Consider the following 15216-nt stretch of genomic DNA (forward strand, 5'->3'; position numbering starts at 1 on the left):
GCATGTCAGACGTTGCAGCGGTAGAAAGTCTCGTAAAAAAACATCAAGAATTAAAAGATGAGATTGCCAAGGTCATTGTGGGCCAGGAAAAGGTGATCGAGCAAATTCTACTTTCCATATATACGGGGGGGCATTCGCTGTTGATTGGTGTTCCTGGTTTGGCCAAAACCTTGATGGTAAATACCATTGCCCAAACCCTGGGTCTGGATTTTAAACGAATCCAATTTACCCCGGATTTAATGCCCAGCGATATTTTAGGGAGTGAGGTATTGGATCAAAACAGAAATTTTAAGTTCATCAAAGGACCCGTTTTTGCGAATATCATTTTAGCGGATGAAATCAACCGTACCCCGCCCAAAACCCAAGCTGCGTTATTGGAGGCCATGCAAGAAAAGGCGGTGACCATAGCAGGAGAGCAACATAAGCTTGCCATGCCCTATTTTGTTTTGGCAACCCAAAACCCAATAGAACAAGAGGGAACCTATCCCTTGCCCGAAGCGCAATTGGACCGATTTATGTTTGCCATTGAGCTCAAATATCCGTCCATCGCAGAAGAAATCCAGGTTGTGAAATCCACAACTTCAGATGAGCATCCAGAACTAAATCCGCTTTTTAACGCGGAAGAAATTGTGGCTGTTCAGCATTTGGTGCGGAGAATTCCCGTACCCGATAATGTCATAGACTACACGGTAAACTTGGTAAACAAGACCCGCCCTGGAATACCAAACACCTCTGATTTTATAAATACTTACGTGGACTGGGGCGCAGGCCCAAGGGCATCCCAGAATTTGGTCTTGGGAGCAAAAGCACATGCTGCGATCCATGGAAAATTCTCACCGGATATTGAAGATGTCCAAGCAGTGGCCATGGGAATTCTTCGCCATAGAATTCTCAAAAACTACAAAGCGGAGGCCGAAGGCATTTCTGAGGAGAAAATCATCCTGGAATTGTTATAAATACAATATTCCCTCGACTTATTTGCTAAATTCTAATTCCTAAATCGTAGGTATTTTAGTAAATTAGCCGAATTACAAAAATCTTAAATCCAATTGCAGAATGGCGTTTGACATTGACATGATCAAGGGGGTATATGCCTCCATGGGTGAGCGCATCGAGAAGGCCCGCGACTTAGTGGGAAAACCGTTGACCCTAGCTGAAAAAATATTGTATTCCCATTTGTGGGAAGGAACACCCACAAAACAGTTTACAAGGGGCAAGGACTATGTGGATTTTGCTCCTGATCGGGTAGCTTGCCAGGATGCAACCGCCCAAATGGCTTTGTTGCAGTTTATGCATGCCGGTAAACCCAAGGTTGCCGTGCCCACAACGGTACATTGTGATCACCTTATTCAAGCCAAAGTCGATGCCAAAACGGATTTGAAACGTGCCAACGAAACCAGTAATGAGGTATTCAACTTTTTGGAATCCGTATCCAATAAATATGGAATTGGATTTTGGAAGCCTGGAGCAGGAATTATCCACCAAGTGGTTTTGGAAAACTACGCCTTTCCCGGTGGTATGATGATTGGAACCGACTCCCACACTGTTAACGCAGGCGGTTTGGGAATGGTGGCCATTGGAGTTGGTGGAGCTGACGCTGTGGACGTAATGGCTGGAATGGCTTGGGAACTGAAATTTCCAAAACTGATCGGTGTAAAATTGACCGGAAAACTATCCGGTTGGACCGCTCCAAAGGATGTAATTCTAAAAGTTGCCGGTATTCTTACCGCAAAAGGAGGAACTGGGGCCATTGTTGAATATTTTGGAGAAGGAGCCACCGCTATGTCCTGTACCGGTAAGGGAACCATTTGTAATATGGGAGCCGAAATTGGGGCAACCACCTCTACTTTTGGTTATGATGAATCCATGGATCGCTATTTACGTGCAACCGATAGGTCGGATGTGGCGGATGCGGCATTGGAAGTGAAAGAACACCTTACAGCGGATCCTGAAGTGTATGCAAATCCAGAGCAATACTTTGATCAGCTAATAGAAATCGATCTAAGTACCTTAGAACCTCATTTGAACGGTCCTTTTACTCCAGATTTGGCTACGCCAATTTCCCAAATGAGTGAGGCCGCTAAGGCCAATGACTGGCCTTTGAATGTTGAGGTGGGTCTTATCGGATCCTGTACCAACTCTTCTTATGAGGATATTTCGAGAGCGGCTTCCTTGGCTAAACAAGTTGCAGATAAAAACTTAAAGACCAAATCCAAGTTCACGATTACTCCGGGATCGGAACAAGTGCGCTACACTATTGACCGTGATGGATTTATTGATACCTTCAACAGTATTGGGGCAACCGTATTTGCCAATGCCTGTGGCCCATGTATTGGAATGTGGGATAGATATGGAGATAAGGCGGCGGAAGGACCCAGAAATACCATTGTACACTCCTTCAATAGAAACTTTGCCAAGCGTGCGGATGGAAACCCAAATACACTTGCATTTGTAGGGTCACCTGAATTGGTTACCGCAATTGCTATTTCAGGTCGACTGGATTTTAATCCAGTAACGGATAAATTGATCAATGAGGATGGGGAAGAAGTGATGTTGGATGAACCAAGAGGCTATGAATTGCCTCCTGAAGGTTTTGCTGTGGAAGATGCTGGATTCATTGCTCCCATGGAAGACGGAAGTGGAGTTCAGGTAGTGGTATCGTCCACTTCTGAAAGACTTCAATTGTTGGAGCCATTTGTTCCTATTTCCATAGAGAGCCTGCAAGGTGTAAAATTATTGATCAAGGCTTTTGGAAAATGTACTACGGACCATATTTCCATGGCTGGACCTTGGTTGAGGTACAGGGGGCATTTGGACAATATTGCAAATAACACCTTGATAGGTGCCGTAAATGCCTTTAACAAGCAGACCAATTTTGTGAAGAACCAACTTATAGGAGAATATGCAGCAGTTCCAGATGCGCAAAGAGCCTACAAGAAAGAGGGGATTAGAACCATAGTTGTGGGAGACCATAATTACGGGGAAGGATCGTCTAGGGAACATGCGGCCATGCAGCCAAGACATTTGGGAGTTGCCGCTGTTTTGGTGAAATCTTTTGCTAGGATTCACGAAACCAATTTGAAGAAGCAAGGGATGTTGGCTCTGACTTTTGCCAATGAAAGCGATTACGATTTGATTCAAGAGGACGATACCTTCAATTTTGTGGATATTGCAGATTTCGTTCCAGGTAAGCCCTTAACCTTGGAAGTGGTTCATGCTGATGGTAGCAAAGACAATATCATTGCAAACCATTCGTACAATGCTTCCCAAATTGATTGGTTCAAGGAGGGTTCTGCCTTGAATATGATCAAAAAGGAAAATGCTTAAAATAGTTTTACTTTAAATATGAAAAACTCCTGATTTTATGTCAGGAGTTTTTTAGTTTTGAGACAAACCCATCGAAATGAAAAAAGGAACTAAAAAGACTATCATTAACGTTATTCTGATTCTTTTTGTGCTTTCCTTTTTTTTTGGCCCCACAGGTCACTATGGCAAAGTGTTGCTGAATAGGATTTTTGCTTCGGCACCACCTATTATAGAGGCTTCCCAAAGGGAAAAATTGGGGGACTTTGACTGGAAATTGAAAGATGCTGAATGGAATTTCTTCAATTTTGAGCGATCCAAGGGAAAAGTGGTCTTCATCAATTTATGGGCCTCATGGCGATTGCCCAGTGAAGCAGAGCTTGCCAGTATCCAAGAAATGTACGATGCCTACAAGGGAAAGATGGATTTCTATATAATTACCAATGAGAATAGACCTCCGGTTGAGGAATTTATGGAAAAACATGAATACACCTTTCCAGTGACCTATTTGATCATTGGCGAAAAAATGCCCATAAATCCTGATGTGGTTCCCGCTTCATATGTGATTGATAAGTCAGGCAATGTTGTCATTTATAAAGAGAAGATTGCGGATTGGAGCAATGATAAAGTGTACACGCTCCTGGACACTTTGATAGCGGAATAGTGGAATTACCATGAAGTTGAGCAAGGAACAAATTAGCAATGGAATCTGGATTTTGGCCATCATCCTGATTTTATTTACCCCGATTGGATTTCATCTTCGCGTTTTAACGGGTAAACTGTTTTCGGGCAATGCTGCTGTTATTGCTGAAGATAAAAGGGAAACTTTGGAAAATTACCACTGGAGCTTGGTGGATTTGGATGGTAATCAGCTCAACTTTGAAAATACCCGCGGAAAAGTAGTTTTGGTCAATTTTTGGGCTACTTGGTGCCCTCCTTGTGTTGCGGAACTCCCTAGCATGGACAGACTTCACAATGCATATAAGGACAAAGTGGTATTCGCATTTGTTGCCAATGACGAGAAAGAAAAGGTGCAATCTTTTTTGGCCAGGCGGGAATTTGACCTTCCTGTGTATTTTGAAGCTTCCCGCACACCTGATTTATTGGTATCGCGAAGCATTCCTGCAACCTTTATACTTGATAAATCGGGAGCTATTGTGGTTAGGGAAATTGGAGCAGCCCAATGGGATTCCGAAGAGACTTGGGAGTTATTGGATCAGCTGGTGGCTGAGTGATTTTATTTCTTGAAGTATTTGAAAGGTACTACCAGCATCCCAAAACATTCCCCGTCTTCCTTGCTCAAGTGTTTGTGGTGAATTTTATGGGCTCTGCGCACTCCTCTAGCATACCAATTGTTGGCGTTTCTGAACCACTTAAAACGTTGGTGGATGAAAATATCGTGCACCATAAAGTAAGCAATACCATAGGCCAAAATACCAAAACCCAAGGGCCAGCCGTACCAAAATTCGGTTTCCGCTCCCAAATAGAAGCAGACCATGCTAACAATGGCATAGAAAATGAAAAAGGCATCATTGCGCTCAAACCAAGAGTCGTGGTCCTTTTTATGGTGATCTTTGTGTAAACTCCATAAGAAGCCGTGCATCACATATTTATGCGTGAACCAGGCCATAAATTCCATAATGGAAAAAGTCCCCAAAAAAATCAATATCCAAAGGGCAATCTTCATTTAGAGCAGTTGGAGTTTATAATTTACATACGACTGGGCCAAAAGCCCCAATTTTTGATAATCCGGCACACGGATCCGGGTGTTCTTAATTTCCAGGGGAGGCGTACTCTGTAGTTTCTGAAGCAGTTTTTTGTAGTACCTATAGGCGGTATAAACCCCAAATTTGGCCTCTTTTGGAAGTTTAAGAATTCCTGAGTAGGCCATGGCAAAATCAGCTCTAATTTCGTCTACAATCCGTTTTTTGGAGGCCTCATCCAACTCCATCAAGTTGGTGTTGGGAAAATAGGTGCGTTCCAAATCTTCAAAATCCGCTTTTAGATCACGCAGAAAGTTCACTTTTTGAAAGGCCGAGCCCAAAGCCATGGCATATTCCTTGAGTTCCTCATATTTTGCCTGATCTCCGTTCACAAAAACACAGAGGCACATAAGTCCAACTACATCTGCGGAACCATAAATGTAACCCTTGTATTCCTCAAAACTCTGATAGTCTTTCTTGGTGAGGTCCATTCGCATACTGTTCATAAAAGCTTCTACCAAATGATGTGGGATATCATATTTGTGATAGGTATGCTGAAAGGAATTTAATATAGGATTGAGGCTAATTTTTCGCTCCAAAGCCAATTCCATGTCCCTTTCAAACTGATCAAACAAAACCTCTTTGTCATAATCGTGAAAAGTGTCCACAATTTCATCCGCAAAACGCACAAACCCATAAATATTGTAGATGTCCTTTCGAATGGAAGGCGCCAACATTTTTGTGGCCAAAGCAAAGGAAGTGCTATAAGTCTTGGTAACAATCTTACTGCAATCCCTGGAGACATCATCGAAGATAGATTTCATCACTTTAAGTTTTTGGTTAACAGATTTGCCACTAATTTTCCAGAAATCAAAGCCGGTGGTACTCCTGGACCAGGAACCGTAAGCTGACCTGTGAAAAACAAGTTTTTTACCTTGCTGCTTTTAAGATTTGGTCTTAAAAAAGCTGTTTGTTTCAGTGTATTGGCCATTCCGTAGGCATTACCCTTATAGGAATTGTATTGCTCAATAAAATCTTTAACGCAGAAGCTCTCTTTAAAGATAATGGAATTTCTTACTTCTTGCTCTGTCAAAGATTCAAATCTATCCATCACAATATCAAAATATTGAGCCCTCAATTCTGTAGTGTCCTCTAAATTGGGTGCAATGGGGACAAGAAAGAATCCTGTTTCATTGTCTTTGGGAGCCATGGTTCCATCTGTTATGGAAGGAAAGTTGGCATAAAACAAAGGGTCACTCGGCCATTGGGGTTCATCATAGATTTCTTGGGTGTGCCGTTCAAAATCGGTGTCAAAAAAGAGATTATGATGATGAACGTTTTTCAATTTTTTGTTGAATCCTACGTAAAACAAAAGGGCAGAGGGGGCATAGGTACGGGTATCCCAATAGGTTTCGGAATATTGCCGATATTTTTTATCCAACAAGGTTTCGGAATGATGGTAGTCAGCACCGCTTATCACATAATCGGAGGTAAGGTTAGCACCATTGCTACGGACACCGCAGATTTCTCCATCAAGTACCAAAATTTTATCAACAGGATGATTGGTTCGAATTTTGACCCCGAGTTCTTGGGCCAATTGAACCATTGCCTTAATGATTTCGTACATACCACCCTTGGGATGCCATGTTCCCAAACCGAAATCCGCAAAATTCATAAAGCTGTAAAAAGAAGGGGTCTTGCTGGGCTTGGCTCCCAAAAACAACACAGGAAACTCCAAAGTAGAGATCAATTTGGGGTTTTCAAACCGCTTCCGTACCTCTTGGCTTATGCTCTTGAAAAATTGGTCCAAGCGAAGTACCGTATCCTTGGTCACCAATTCAAAAGGGGAGATACCAGGCTTTAGGACCACTTTGTTAATGGCAATATTGTAATTCTCCTGGGCTTTTTTGATAAAAGTCCGAAGGTGATTTCCACTGCCGCTTTCAATACGGTCAAATTCAAGACAAATTTGATCCATACAGTCACCAATGGTTACACTATCGTCCTTAAAGAAGATCTTATAGGCCGGACTTAGCTTTTCCAATTGGTAATAATCCGATGGTTTTTTGCCGAAATCCGCAAAGAAGTTTTCAAAAATATCTGGCATCCAATACCAACTGGGACCAATATCGAAAGTGAACCCTTCTTTGATCAATTGTCTGGCCCGGCCTCCAACTGTGGCGTTTTTCTCCAGAATTTCCACTTCCAGACCAGCTTTAGCCAGATAACAGGCAGCGGATAGGGAAGAGAAACCAGAACCAATGACAATGACCTTCATAGGACTGGTTTTTAGATGGATTCCATTAACTGGTCAATGGAATTGAAGGTCCTTATATGTTGGGGAAGTTCTTCATCGGTAATGTACCTTATTTGATGTCCCAATACCCAAAGTTTGGAATTACCCGACAAGCCCAAGGTCTCTGAAAACTCTTTAAAATAGGCAGATAGATCATCCTTGGTTGGGGAGACCGTGAAATAGCTTACAAAATGGACATTGTCGTAATACTTGAGCAAGTCCACCAAATTTTCAATAGGCATGGTCTGGCCCAAATAAATAGACTTGTAACCCCTCAAATTGATTTCATAATTGAGATAGAGCAATCCAATTTCATGAATTTCGTTCTCGGGAAGAAACAGGGCAAAAACCTTATCCTTTTTGGTAGGTTCCAGCATCTGCAGTTTTTCCGTATTGATATGGATTTTTTGTTTGATCAAGTGGGAAATAAAATGCTCATGAGCCGGGCTAATGGTGTCCGTTTGCCAAAGGAGTCCCAATTCGTTCAACAAGGGAATTAACACTTCACTGAAAATGTCCTTAAAGGAACGATCCGCCAAAAGGCTGTTGTATGTATTTAGAAAAAGGACTTGGTCAAAATTGACCATAGCCAGCTTAAATGCATTGACCGCATGGTCCTTTTCACTGGTATTGGAAACAATTTCACGGACTAAAACTGGAATTTTGGATTCTTCCAGTTTGGCAATTTTTGAAATTTTATATCCATTATTGTATAAAAGGGTAACATTCAACAGCTTTTGCAAGCTGCCTAAACTATACGTCCTAATGTTGGTACTTGTCCGTTCAGGAGTAAACAAATTGTATCTCTTTTCCCAGATTCGGATGGTGTGAGCCTTAATTCCAGACAAATTTTCCATGTCTCGAATGCTGAAAGATTTTTTTACATTGTTCATCTTTTTCAAGTAAAGGTTAAACAAATTTACAATTAAAATGGAGCCATCCTAATAAATGAGCGGAAATTTTAGGAGTAATTTAGGGATTGAATATGGGTTTTGAGCATTGTATAGTAGGTGCTGGAAACAAAAAAACCGCATAAAATGCGGTTTTGTGCCCACGACTGGAGTCGAACCAGCACGTCCTTTCGAACACTACCCCCTCAAGGTAGCGTGTCTACCAATTCCACCACGTGGGCGTTCAGGAATTGCACTGAAAAATGTGAGCGCAAATATCGGTAAAAATTAGCTTGCCATGCAAGCTTGGGTTCTTTTTTGATTAGGTCAACAAATTTCCATTTTCATCCCATTCGGCCAAGGTGCCACGCTTGCTTTGGTCTACACATTTGGCCAGCCAGTCTTCATCATACGAAACCCCGTGATGTTGAAGCACATGCTCGGGTACTCCATCCCAAACGTTTGGCGAATTCCCTTTATAACCCAGTTCGTCTATTCCAATCTTGGTAGTGTAATATCCGGTGAGGGTCAGGTTTCGCATCAAGGAGAAGAATTGAATCTCCAAAGGCCTTTCAGCTTCAGGAACAGTGATGTCCGGAAACGCAATGGTATCCAAGATGCTCTTTTGTTGCTCTTCTGAAGCCGCAATGAATTCCATATTGAATTCTGTATTGCATTTATGATCAAGCCACATCAAGCCCCCACGAAGGGTAGGTTGGTAGTCTGGAATATCCTTGACCATGAACTCAATAAAATCAGGAACTTCGGCATCCAATGCTCCTTTGAGCCCATCTTCTGCGGGCAGGATCAGGTTGCAAAGGGCAGCAATGGTGGTCATTTCGTGTGCATTGAAAAAAGTTTCGGACAAAAGTTCCTCAATAGCTTCCTGTTCCTTGGGCGTTCTCCCATAGGCATATTTCTTAACGGCCAAAGTTTCTTCCGCAGTTGCCTCCGGTTTAGGGTTACATCCATGGACGGCCAATCCACTGGCCACACCTCCAAGGAGTATAGACTTTAGACTTTTTCTTCTATCCATGGTTAAATATTTTGTTGTTTAAGTTGCTCTACTATATAATCTGATGTTCTCCAGGAGAGGGCCAAAATGGTCCAGGTTGGATTTTTATCTGCTTGGGATACAAACGGGCCTGCATCAACAATAAAAACATTATCCACATCATGCAGCTGTTGGTGGCTGTTGACCACCGAGGTTTTCTTATCGTCTCCCATTCGGGTTGTACCTACCTCGTGAATAATTTCACCTGGTACCAAAATACCATAATTGGTATCCTTGCCCGGTTTTCCGCCCAAAGGTTCGCCTCCCATGTTATGCATTATTTCCTCAAACGTATCGTGCATGTGTTTTACCTGCTTGATCTCATGGTCCGTCCATTTATAATTGAATTTGAGGATGGGAACACCAAATTCATCCACTTTGGTAGGGTCAATCTCGCAATAGTTGTCTTTTTGGGCAACGGACTCACCTCTGCCCGCCATTCCAATTACGGAGCCGTAGTATTTTTTGATATCCTTCCGCAGTCCGTTTCCATATCCACCCACAGGTAATCCAAAGAAGGAATTAAAATCGTTCACATTGAATCCAAATCCGTAGCTGGGCATGCCCAAACCACCCCACATTTCAATGTGGTATCCCCTAGGGAAATCCAGTTTTTCATTTTCCAACCACCAGGGGGTGTACACATGCATTCCGCCCACACCATCTTCGTTATAGGTTTCACGGTTCATCAAGTCGGGAACAAATGCCATTCTATTGGTTCCTGTTGAATCGTGCAAATATTTGCCCACGATATCGCTACTATTCCCCAAACCGTTGGGATGCTGGGTACTTTTGGAATTGAGCAGTATTCTAGCGGAACTACAGGCTGAGGCAGCCAAAACCACTATTTTTCCTTTAAGCTTATACTCCTTGCGATCCTCTTTATTGATATAGGAAACACCAGTAGCTTTTCCTTCTTCATTCGTGGTGACTTCCCTGACCATGCAATTGACAAATAAATCTATTTGCCCGCCATTTTTTTGGGCTGGAAATATGAGGCAAGTTCCAGAAGAGAAATCCGCGTACACCTGGCATGCCCTAGAGCATTGTCCGCAATAGAAACATACACCTCTATCGTTATTTATTTTTTTGGTTAGCATGGACATCCTGGACGGATATACCGGAATGTTGGATTTTCTTGCTCCTTTAATGTAGAAAAGTTCGTGCAACCTTGGTTTTGGAGGTGGAAGAAAAAAACCATCAGGGTCATTAGGCAAACCCTCATTGGTGCCAAAAACCCCAATTAGCTTATCTACTTTATCGTAGTAAGGCTTAACATCATCGTAGCCAATGGGCCAATTGTCTCCAAGCCCATCAATATTCTTTCTTTTAAAATCCTTAGGGCCAAAACGCAAGGAAATTCTACCCCAGTGGTTGGTTCTCCCTCCCAGCATCCGTGAACGGAACCACTTGAAATCTGTGCCTTCTTCTTTGACATAGGGTTCCCCTTCAATTTCCCATCCGCCATAGGCAGAATCAAAATCCCCAAAGGGCCTAATGGTACTGGCTCCACGTCTGGGTGATTCATGTGGCCATTTCAATTGGGTCATTTGTTCTGGATCGGCTGGATCAAAGTAAGGGCCTGCTTCAACTACGGCTACTTTTAATCCTGCTTCGGAAAGTATTTTTGTAGCCATTCCGCCGCCGGCACCCGAGCCTACAATAATTACATCATAGACCGTGGAATTTTCAATTATTTGCATAGGTTGGAAGTATTTATCCAACAAAGTATAAAAATAAGCTGAAGAGGCTACGATTTTTTCGCTTTTTGACAACTAAACTAAAATTAGTGACAAAAAAAGACGGAAGTAGGGTGCTAAAAATCTTTTCTTTTTGCCTTGTGAACCATTCTCCAAACCGGAAGTATGGTCCAGATCATCAAGACACCCATGGAGACAAAAAATCCAAAATTAGTCCCAAAGAACTTCTTGAAAACGGCTCCCGTATATCCCAATAATGCTGAAATGTCCAGTTTTAGAAGAATCAAGGTACGGGAAAGGTCAATAGGATTTAACATGGTGGATACCAAGGAAAAAGTATCCAAGGGATATTCTTCAAAAATGATCAGCGAAATCAGAAAAATACCATCATAGATGACCGCCAAGAACAACCACAACAGCACGGCATACCCAAACCCTTTAATTTTATTTTCATTGGATAACGCAATGTTAAAGGCCAATGCCGTAAAGATGAAGGTGAGAAATGCCCCTGTCACCAAAAGGAGTGAGAAATCCCAAATAGCATTGCTCTTCAATAAACCGTAGAGCGTAAAGGGAATGCCCAATCCCAACACCAAGCTCATTGCCAAGGAGCCCGAAACCCCCAGATATTGCCCTAAAAAAATGGAAGTTCTTTTGATGGGTTGTGCCAACAGGAGTTCGGTGAATTCCTTGGAATTGTAGTAATACATAACACCGAAAATGGTAGCAATCAAAGGCACCAACACAATGATAATGTTCATTAAGGTTATTACCGCTTTGCTTACATCATTGTTCAAAAAAAGCAGGACGAAACCCAGCAATAGATAAAAAATAAAGTACACATAGCTCCAACGGCTGCGCATGAGGTCGTAAAAACTATATTTTAGAATTTTAAGCATGTTGAGGCTGGGTTGCAATGGCCGCAATGGCGTGTTCAATGTCTGTTTGTTGTGTTTTACTCTTTAATTGGGCTAGGCTGCCTTTAAAATATATTTTCCCTTCTAGTAGATAAATGATTTCGTCAGCCACCTCCTCCACAAATTGGAGGATATGGGAGGTAATCAAAATGGTTTTGCCCTTGTTCTTTTCTTCCTGAATCAATTTTTTGAGATTGATCAAGGCTAAAGGATCCAATCCAGTGGTGGGTTCATCCAGGATAAGCAGTGGGGAATCAAACATAAAGGATAAGACAATATTTACTTTTTGTTTGGTGCCACCGGAAAGAGTGGTCAATTTTTTATCCAGGAAGTCCTCTAGCTTAAACAGCTCAATGAGTTCATCCGCCCTGTTGGGCTTTTGCCTAAGATCTACGATCATCTTGATCAGTTCCCTTACTTTGAGATTGCCTGGGAAATTGGCAATCTGTGGGAGGTAGTTGATTTCCTTGCGATAGTTCCAATTGGTTTTGATGGCGCTGCCCAGTACTGAAATGCTTCCCTTATCCATGATCACCATGCCCAGAATACTTTTGATCAAGGTGGTTTTTCCTGAACCGTTGGGCCCGAGAATGGCAAAAATACCGCCCCCGTCAATGTCTAGATCAAGGTTGTCCAGTACTTGGGTTTTACCAAATTTTTTATGAAGATTAGCTACTTGGATCATTGCAGTTTTTTCATTAATGGACTATTGTCCCTTAAATTATCCGGAGTGAAAACTGGAGAAACTTTTTCGGAAAAATCGATGATATCCATAAAAAGGCTTCGCAGCAAAACAATGGTTTCAGGAGTTCTATTGACAATGTACGAAAAGAGTTTTACAGGTCTGTACGGCACATCGCCAACCCCGTTCTTATCCAAATCATAACCCGTATAATTGCTCCAGTAGTTACCACTGAAAGAGTTGTCGTTCAATTTGCTGTTATAGGAAACATCAAAAGAGTTGTACAGGAAATTATTGGATGAAAAAATATTGCCGTAGCAGGCCCCTCGGACTTTCAATGCCCATCCATTGTTCACAAAATCATTTTCCTTATAGTCAATACGATTGGAACCTTCAATGCTGATACCCACCGTGTTTTCTTCAAATGTATTGCCAATAATCTCGGAGTCGTTAATTTCCTTTAAAAGCATTCCGAAAGAGGCGGCACCCCAATTTTTCTTGAAGGTGTTATTGTACATTTTTATCTTCTTGGAAAACATTACGGCAACTCCGGCACCATTATTTTCAAAGGTATTGTCTTGGTATAAATCATCATTGGAGAACATAAAATGAAGGCCGTAACGTACATTGTTGGTACTGATATTGTTCTTGATGACTATCTGATCGGAAAACTCCAAATAGATTCCATCCCTTACATGCTGCACAATATTCTGCTCAACGGATACATTGTTGCAATACCAGAGCTGTATGCCGTTCCCGGAGTTAAATTCTTCCACGGCATCTCCAATAATTTTGTTGTGGTACACTCGGCCGTCAGTGGATTTTTCCAGATAAATGCCAAAAAAAAGCTTTTCCAAGACTACATTTTGTATGAGGAAGTTTTTGCTTTTAACCACTCGTATGGCTGCATAATCTGATGTATAGCTGGTGCCAACGTTGATGATGAACAATCCATCAATGGTAACGTCGTCTGAAGTAACCGTGAATATTTCCCCTTGGTCCTCGCCATCAACAACAGGGTAATCTTTACCTATGATGGTCAAGGGCCTGTCCACGATGATATCGAATTCTAAATAAGTACCCTTCTTGATTAGCAGGGTGTCATAGGCTTGGGCTTGGCCAATTCCTTCTTTGATGGATTTAATAGGGCATGCGGAACAGATTTCCAAGGTTGACCCATGGGAAGCTGCTCCACACACCATAAAAAGTATTAAAAGAAGTTTATTCCAAACGTTCACAACCTGTTTATCTGATGATTAGGAATTTGGAATTTTTATGGGCCTTTACCCAGTGAATCTCATCCTTTGGAAAATTGAAATATTGCTGTTCCATAAGCCTGTAATTATGCTTGTTGATCCGAAAGTCAATATCCCCTTCCAGAACCAACAAATGAGCATCTTTAGGAGAACTGTGTTCTGGGAATATAGCATCTTTTTCCAGGGAAATCAACAATACTTCCAAGGATTCCGTTTGGGTTAACCGATGCACTTTAAGGCCATCGAATCCTTCTGTTCTGATATGGTTATCAATTTTGTACATGATTTGACCTAATTGTGGAGATGGACAAGCAATTCGTCCCAGGTATATAATTCTCCCATTGATTTTTCTTGGGTGGCCATTGCTTCATTCTTTGTTTCAAAGGCTGTTAGATAGGCGCCCATGGGGCTAGGAATGGATTTGCTGATTAAAAACGTGGATTGGGTGGCGTCAATCAGTTCCTTGGGTTCGGTATAGTGGTTGCATAAATAAAGGGCGACTGTATTGGAGTCCACTTCCTTTAGATAATTGACCATGCATTCAACAGCATCAAACTTGAAGGCCTTCCCTTTTTTGGTGACCAATTGTGCTGCATGTTGGGCATCAACAATGGTCATCCTGCAAAAGTGACACCCATCTGTACCATAGGTGATTTCTTGGGGCTTAGCATTACAACTCAGCAATGCCGCCACAGCCAATAGAAACAAAAATACCTTGGATACGCGATGGATTTTCATATTAACTGATTTTAAGTTTTTTGTTTTCCCGTCTTACAAAAAGATAGGCCAGCAATGATAGCCCCATACCAATACCAAGGCTTACTGCACCTAACTGGGGATAGGAGTGGGCTGTAAAGTTGAGAATGTCCTTGGATCCAAAAAGTGGCGGTTGAAATCCCATTACAGATCCATCTGGATTGGTAAATTTCATGATGGCCTTGGGATCTAGGTCATGTCCGTAATCGTGTTCCCAGAGGTAAAAATCATAAAGCCCGGCGCTGCTGAGCACTACCATCAGAATAAACCAATATAAGTACCATTTGTGATTGGCTTTCCAGGCAATTAGGAGTCCTATAAACGTAGTGATCAAGATTCCAGCTGGGAATATTTTGAACTCTGGAATAGCTTCCGGAATATATTTCATACCCACGTAGTGGTTCATCAAATTGATGTTTTTGATATCGTGAGGGTTGGCATCCGAAAAGTCGTTGATATGGATGAACATACCCAACGGCGTTGGATATTGAGGCGCTTCCAAGGTTATTTTCCATAAAGGGAAAACAAACAGCAACAAGGGTAGCAAGGCTCCAACTAACATCAAGATTCTAGCTTTCTTTTTCATGGATGGGATAATTAAGTTTGAAAAAGCGGGAGGGAAGCCCTCCCGCTGATTCGTTACAATTCAACTTTGCACT

General features: G+C 42.0%; 16 protein-coding genes and 1 tRNA gene. 4 read left to right on the forward strand and 13 right to left on the reverse strand.

Going from position 1 to position 15216, the window contains the following annotated elements; all coding sequences use genetic code 11:
- Positions 1-2: 2 nt before the first annotated feature.
- The 4 genes from ACOOE0_RS11470 to ACOOE0_RS11485 all read left to right on the forward strand — a co-directional run bounded on the left by ACOOE0_RS11470 (position 3) and on the right by ACOOE0_RS11485 (position 4538).
- Positions 3-956: an AAA family ATPase gene (locus ACOOE0_RS11470; RefSeq protein ID WP_420399053.1), complete on the forward strand. Its 954-nt coding sequence runs from the start codon at positions 3-5 to the stop codon at positions 954-956.
- Between the two features lie 100 nt (positions 957-1056).
- The gene (locus ACOOE0_RS11475) at positions 1057-3327 is read left to right on the forward strand and encodes an aconitate hydratase (RefSeq protein WP_420399054.1); all 2271 of its coding nucleotides are present in this window, start codon (positions 1057-1059) and stop codon (positions 3325-3327) included.
- Positions 3328-3403: 76 nt separating this feature from the next.
- On the forward strand, positions 3404-3967 hold the full coding sequence (locus ACOOE0_RS11480; protein WP_420399055.1) for a TlpA family protein disulfide reductase: 564 nt from the start codon (positions 3404-3406) through the stop codon (positions 3965-3967).
- A 10-nt stretch (positions 3968-3977) separates the two neighbouring features.
- Positions 3978-4538 (forward strand): TlpA family protein disulfide reductase, encoded by a 561-nt coding sequence (locus ACOOE0_RS11485; protein ID WP_420399056.1) that lies wholly within the window; start codon positions 3978-3980, stop codon positions 4536-4538.
- A gap of 2 nt (positions 4539-4540) precedes the next feature.
- Here ACOOE0_RS11485 and ACOOE0_RS11490 read toward each other — a convergent pair whose 3' ends face one another.
- The 13 genes from ACOOE0_RS11490 to ACOOE0_RS11550 all read right to left on the reverse strand — a co-directional run bounded on the left by ACOOE0_RS11490 (position 4541) and on the right by ACOOE0_RS11550 (position 15143).
- Entirely contained in the window at positions 4541-4990 is a 450-nt protein-coding gene (locus ACOOE0_RS11490) for a beta-carotene hydroxylase (RefSeq protein ID WP_420399057.1), read from the reverse strand.
- Positions 4991-5830: a phytoene/squalene synthase family protein gene (locus ACOOE0_RS11495; protein WP_420399058.1), complete on the reverse strand. Its 840-nt coding sequence runs from the start codon at positions 5828-5830 to the stop codon at positions 4991-4993.
- A complete protein-coding gene (locus ACOOE0_RS11500) occupies positions 5830-7284 on the reverse strand; it encodes a phytoene desaturase family protein (RefSeq protein WP_420399059.1) in 1455 nt (484 codons plus the stop codon). The genes ACOOE0_RS11495 and ACOOE0_RS11500 overlap by 1 nt, the downstream gene beginning before the upstream one ends.
- 11 nt (positions 7285-7295) lie before the next feature.
- Positions 7296-8195 carry a MerR family transcriptional regulator gene (locus ACOOE0_RS11505; protein WP_420399060.1) on the reverse strand — a complete coding sequence of 300 codons (900 nt, stop codon included), beginning with the start codon at positions 8193-8195 and terminating at the stop codon, positions 7296-7298.
- Positions 8196-8350: 155 nt separating this feature from the next.
- Positions 8351-8434 (reverse strand) — tRNA-Leu (locus tag ACOOE0_RS11510).
- 80 nt (positions 8435-8514) lie between these two features.
- Complete coding sequence (locus tag ACOOE0_RS11515) at positions 8515-9228, reverse strand: gluconate 2-dehydrogenase subunit 3 family protein (RefSeq protein WP_420399061.1); 714 nt, start codon at positions 9226-9228, stop codon at positions 8515-8517.
- Positions 9229-9230: 2 nt separating this feature from the next.
- Entirely contained in the window at positions 9231-10949 is a 1719-nt protein-coding gene (locus ACOOE0_RS11520; protein ID WP_420399062.1) for a GMC family oxidoreductase, read from the reverse strand.
- Between the two features lie 113 nt (positions 10950-11062).
- On the reverse strand, positions 11063-11845 hold the full coding sequence (locus ACOOE0_RS11525; protein ID WP_420399063.1) for an ABC transporter permease: 783 nt from the start codon (positions 11843-11845) through the stop codon (positions 11063-11065).
- Positions 11838-12548, reverse strand: coding sequence for an ABC transporter ATP-binding protein (locus ACOOE0_RS11530; protein WP_420399064.1), 711 nt, complete (start codon positions 12546-12548; stop codon positions 11838-11840). Before ACOOE0_RS11530 ends, ACOOE0_RS11525 begins: the two co-directional genes overlap by 8 nt.
- A complete protein-coding gene (locus ACOOE0_RS11535) occupies positions 12545-13747 on the reverse strand; it encodes a nitrous oxide reductase family maturation protein NosD (protein ID WP_420399065.1) in 1203 nt (400 codons plus the stop codon). The genes ACOOE0_RS11530 and ACOOE0_RS11535 overlap by 4 nt, the downstream gene beginning before the upstream one ends.
- A 43-nt stretch (positions 13748-13790) precedes the next feature.
- Entirely contained in the window at positions 13791-14084 is a 294-nt protein-coding gene (locus tag ACOOE0_RS11540; protein ID WP_420399066.1) for a hypothetical protein, read from the reverse strand.
- Positions 14085-14092: 8 nt separating this feature from the next.
- On the reverse strand, positions 14093-14539 hold the full coding sequence (locus tag ACOOE0_RS11545) for a nitrous oxide reductase accessory protein NosL (RefSeq protein ID WP_420399067.1): 447 nt from the start codon (positions 14537-14539) through the stop codon (positions 14093-14095).
- A 1-nt stretch (position 14540) separates the two neighbouring features.
- Entirely contained in the window at positions 14541-15143 is a 603-nt protein-coding gene (locus ACOOE0_RS11550) for a hypothetical protein (RefSeq protein WP_420399068.1), read from the reverse strand.
- Positions 15144-15216: the final 73 nt, after the last annotated feature.

Origin of the sequence: Flagellimonas sp., assembly GCF_965215805.1 — a bacterium.
GTDB lineage: Bacteria > Bacteroidota > Bacteroidia > Flavobacteriales > Flavobacteriaceae > Flagellimonas.

Excerpts from the sequence above, each read along its gene's own strand:
- ACOOE0_RS11470 (WP_420399053.1), top strand. The coding sequence starts at position 3 with ATGTCAGACGTTGCAGCGGTAGAAAGTCTCGTAAAAAAACATCAAGAA.
- ACOOE0_RS11475 (WP_420399054.1), top strand. The coding sequence starts at position 1,057 with ATGGCGTTTGACATTGACATGATCAAGGGGGTATATGCCTCCATGGGT.
- ACOOE0_RS11480 (WP_420399055.1), top strand. The coding sequence starts at position 3,404 with ATGAAAAAAGGAACTAAAAAGACTATCATTAACGTTATTCTGATTCTT.
- ACOOE0_RS11485 (WP_420399056.1), top strand. The coding sequence starts at position 3,978 with ATGAAGTTGAGCAAGGAACAAATTAGCAATGGAATCTGGATTTTGGCC.
- ACOOE0_RS11490 (WP_420399057.1), bottom strand. The coding sequence starts at position 4,990 with ATGAAGATTGCCCTTTGGATATTGATTTTTTTGGGGACTTTTTCCATT.
- ACOOE0_RS11495 (WP_420399058.1), bottom strand. The coding sequence starts at position 5,830 with ATGAAATCTATCTTCGATGATGTCTCCAGGGATTGCAGTAAGATTGTT.
- ACOOE0_RS11500 (WP_420399059.1), bottom strand. The coding sequence starts at position 7,284 with ATGAAGGTCATTGTCATTGGTTCTGGTTTCTCTTCCCTATCCGCTGCC.
- ACOOE0_RS11505 (WP_420399060.1), bottom strand. The coding sequence starts at position 8,195 with ATGAACAATGTAAAAAAATCTTTCAGCATTCGAGACATGGAAAATTTG.
- ACOOE0_RS11515 (WP_420399061.1), bottom strand. The coding sequence starts at position 9,228 with ATGGATAGAAGAAAAAGTCTAAAGTCTATACTCCTTGGAGGTGTGGCC.
- ACOOE0_RS11520 (WP_420399062.1), bottom strand. The coding sequence starts at position 10,949 with ATGCAAATAATTGAAAATTCCACGGTCTATGATGTAATTATTGTAGGC.
- ACOOE0_RS11525 (WP_420399063.1), bottom strand. The coding sequence starts at position 11,845 with ATGCTTAAAATTCTAAAATATAGTTTTTACGACCTCATGCGCAGCCGT.
- ACOOE0_RS11530 (WP_420399064.1), bottom strand. The coding sequence starts at position 12,548 with ATGATCCAAGTAGCTAATCTTCATAAAAAATTTGGTAAAACCCAAGTA.
- ACOOE0_RS11535 (WP_420399065.1), bottom strand. The coding sequence starts at position 13,747 with ATGGTGTGTGGAGCAGCTTCCCATGGGTCAACCTTGGAAATCTGTTCC.
- ACOOE0_RS11540 (WP_420399066.1), bottom strand. The coding sequence starts at position 14,084 with ATGTACAAAATTGATAACCATATCAGAACAGAAGGATTCGATGGCCTT.
- ACOOE0_RS11545 (WP_420399067.1), bottom strand. The coding sequence starts at position 14,539 with ATGAAAATCCATCGCGTATCCAAGGTATTTTTGTTTCTATTGGCTGTG.
- ACOOE0_RS11550 (WP_420399068.1), bottom strand. The coding sequence starts at position 15,143 with ATGAAAAAGAAAGCTAGAATCTTGATGTTAGTTGGAGCCTTGCTACCC.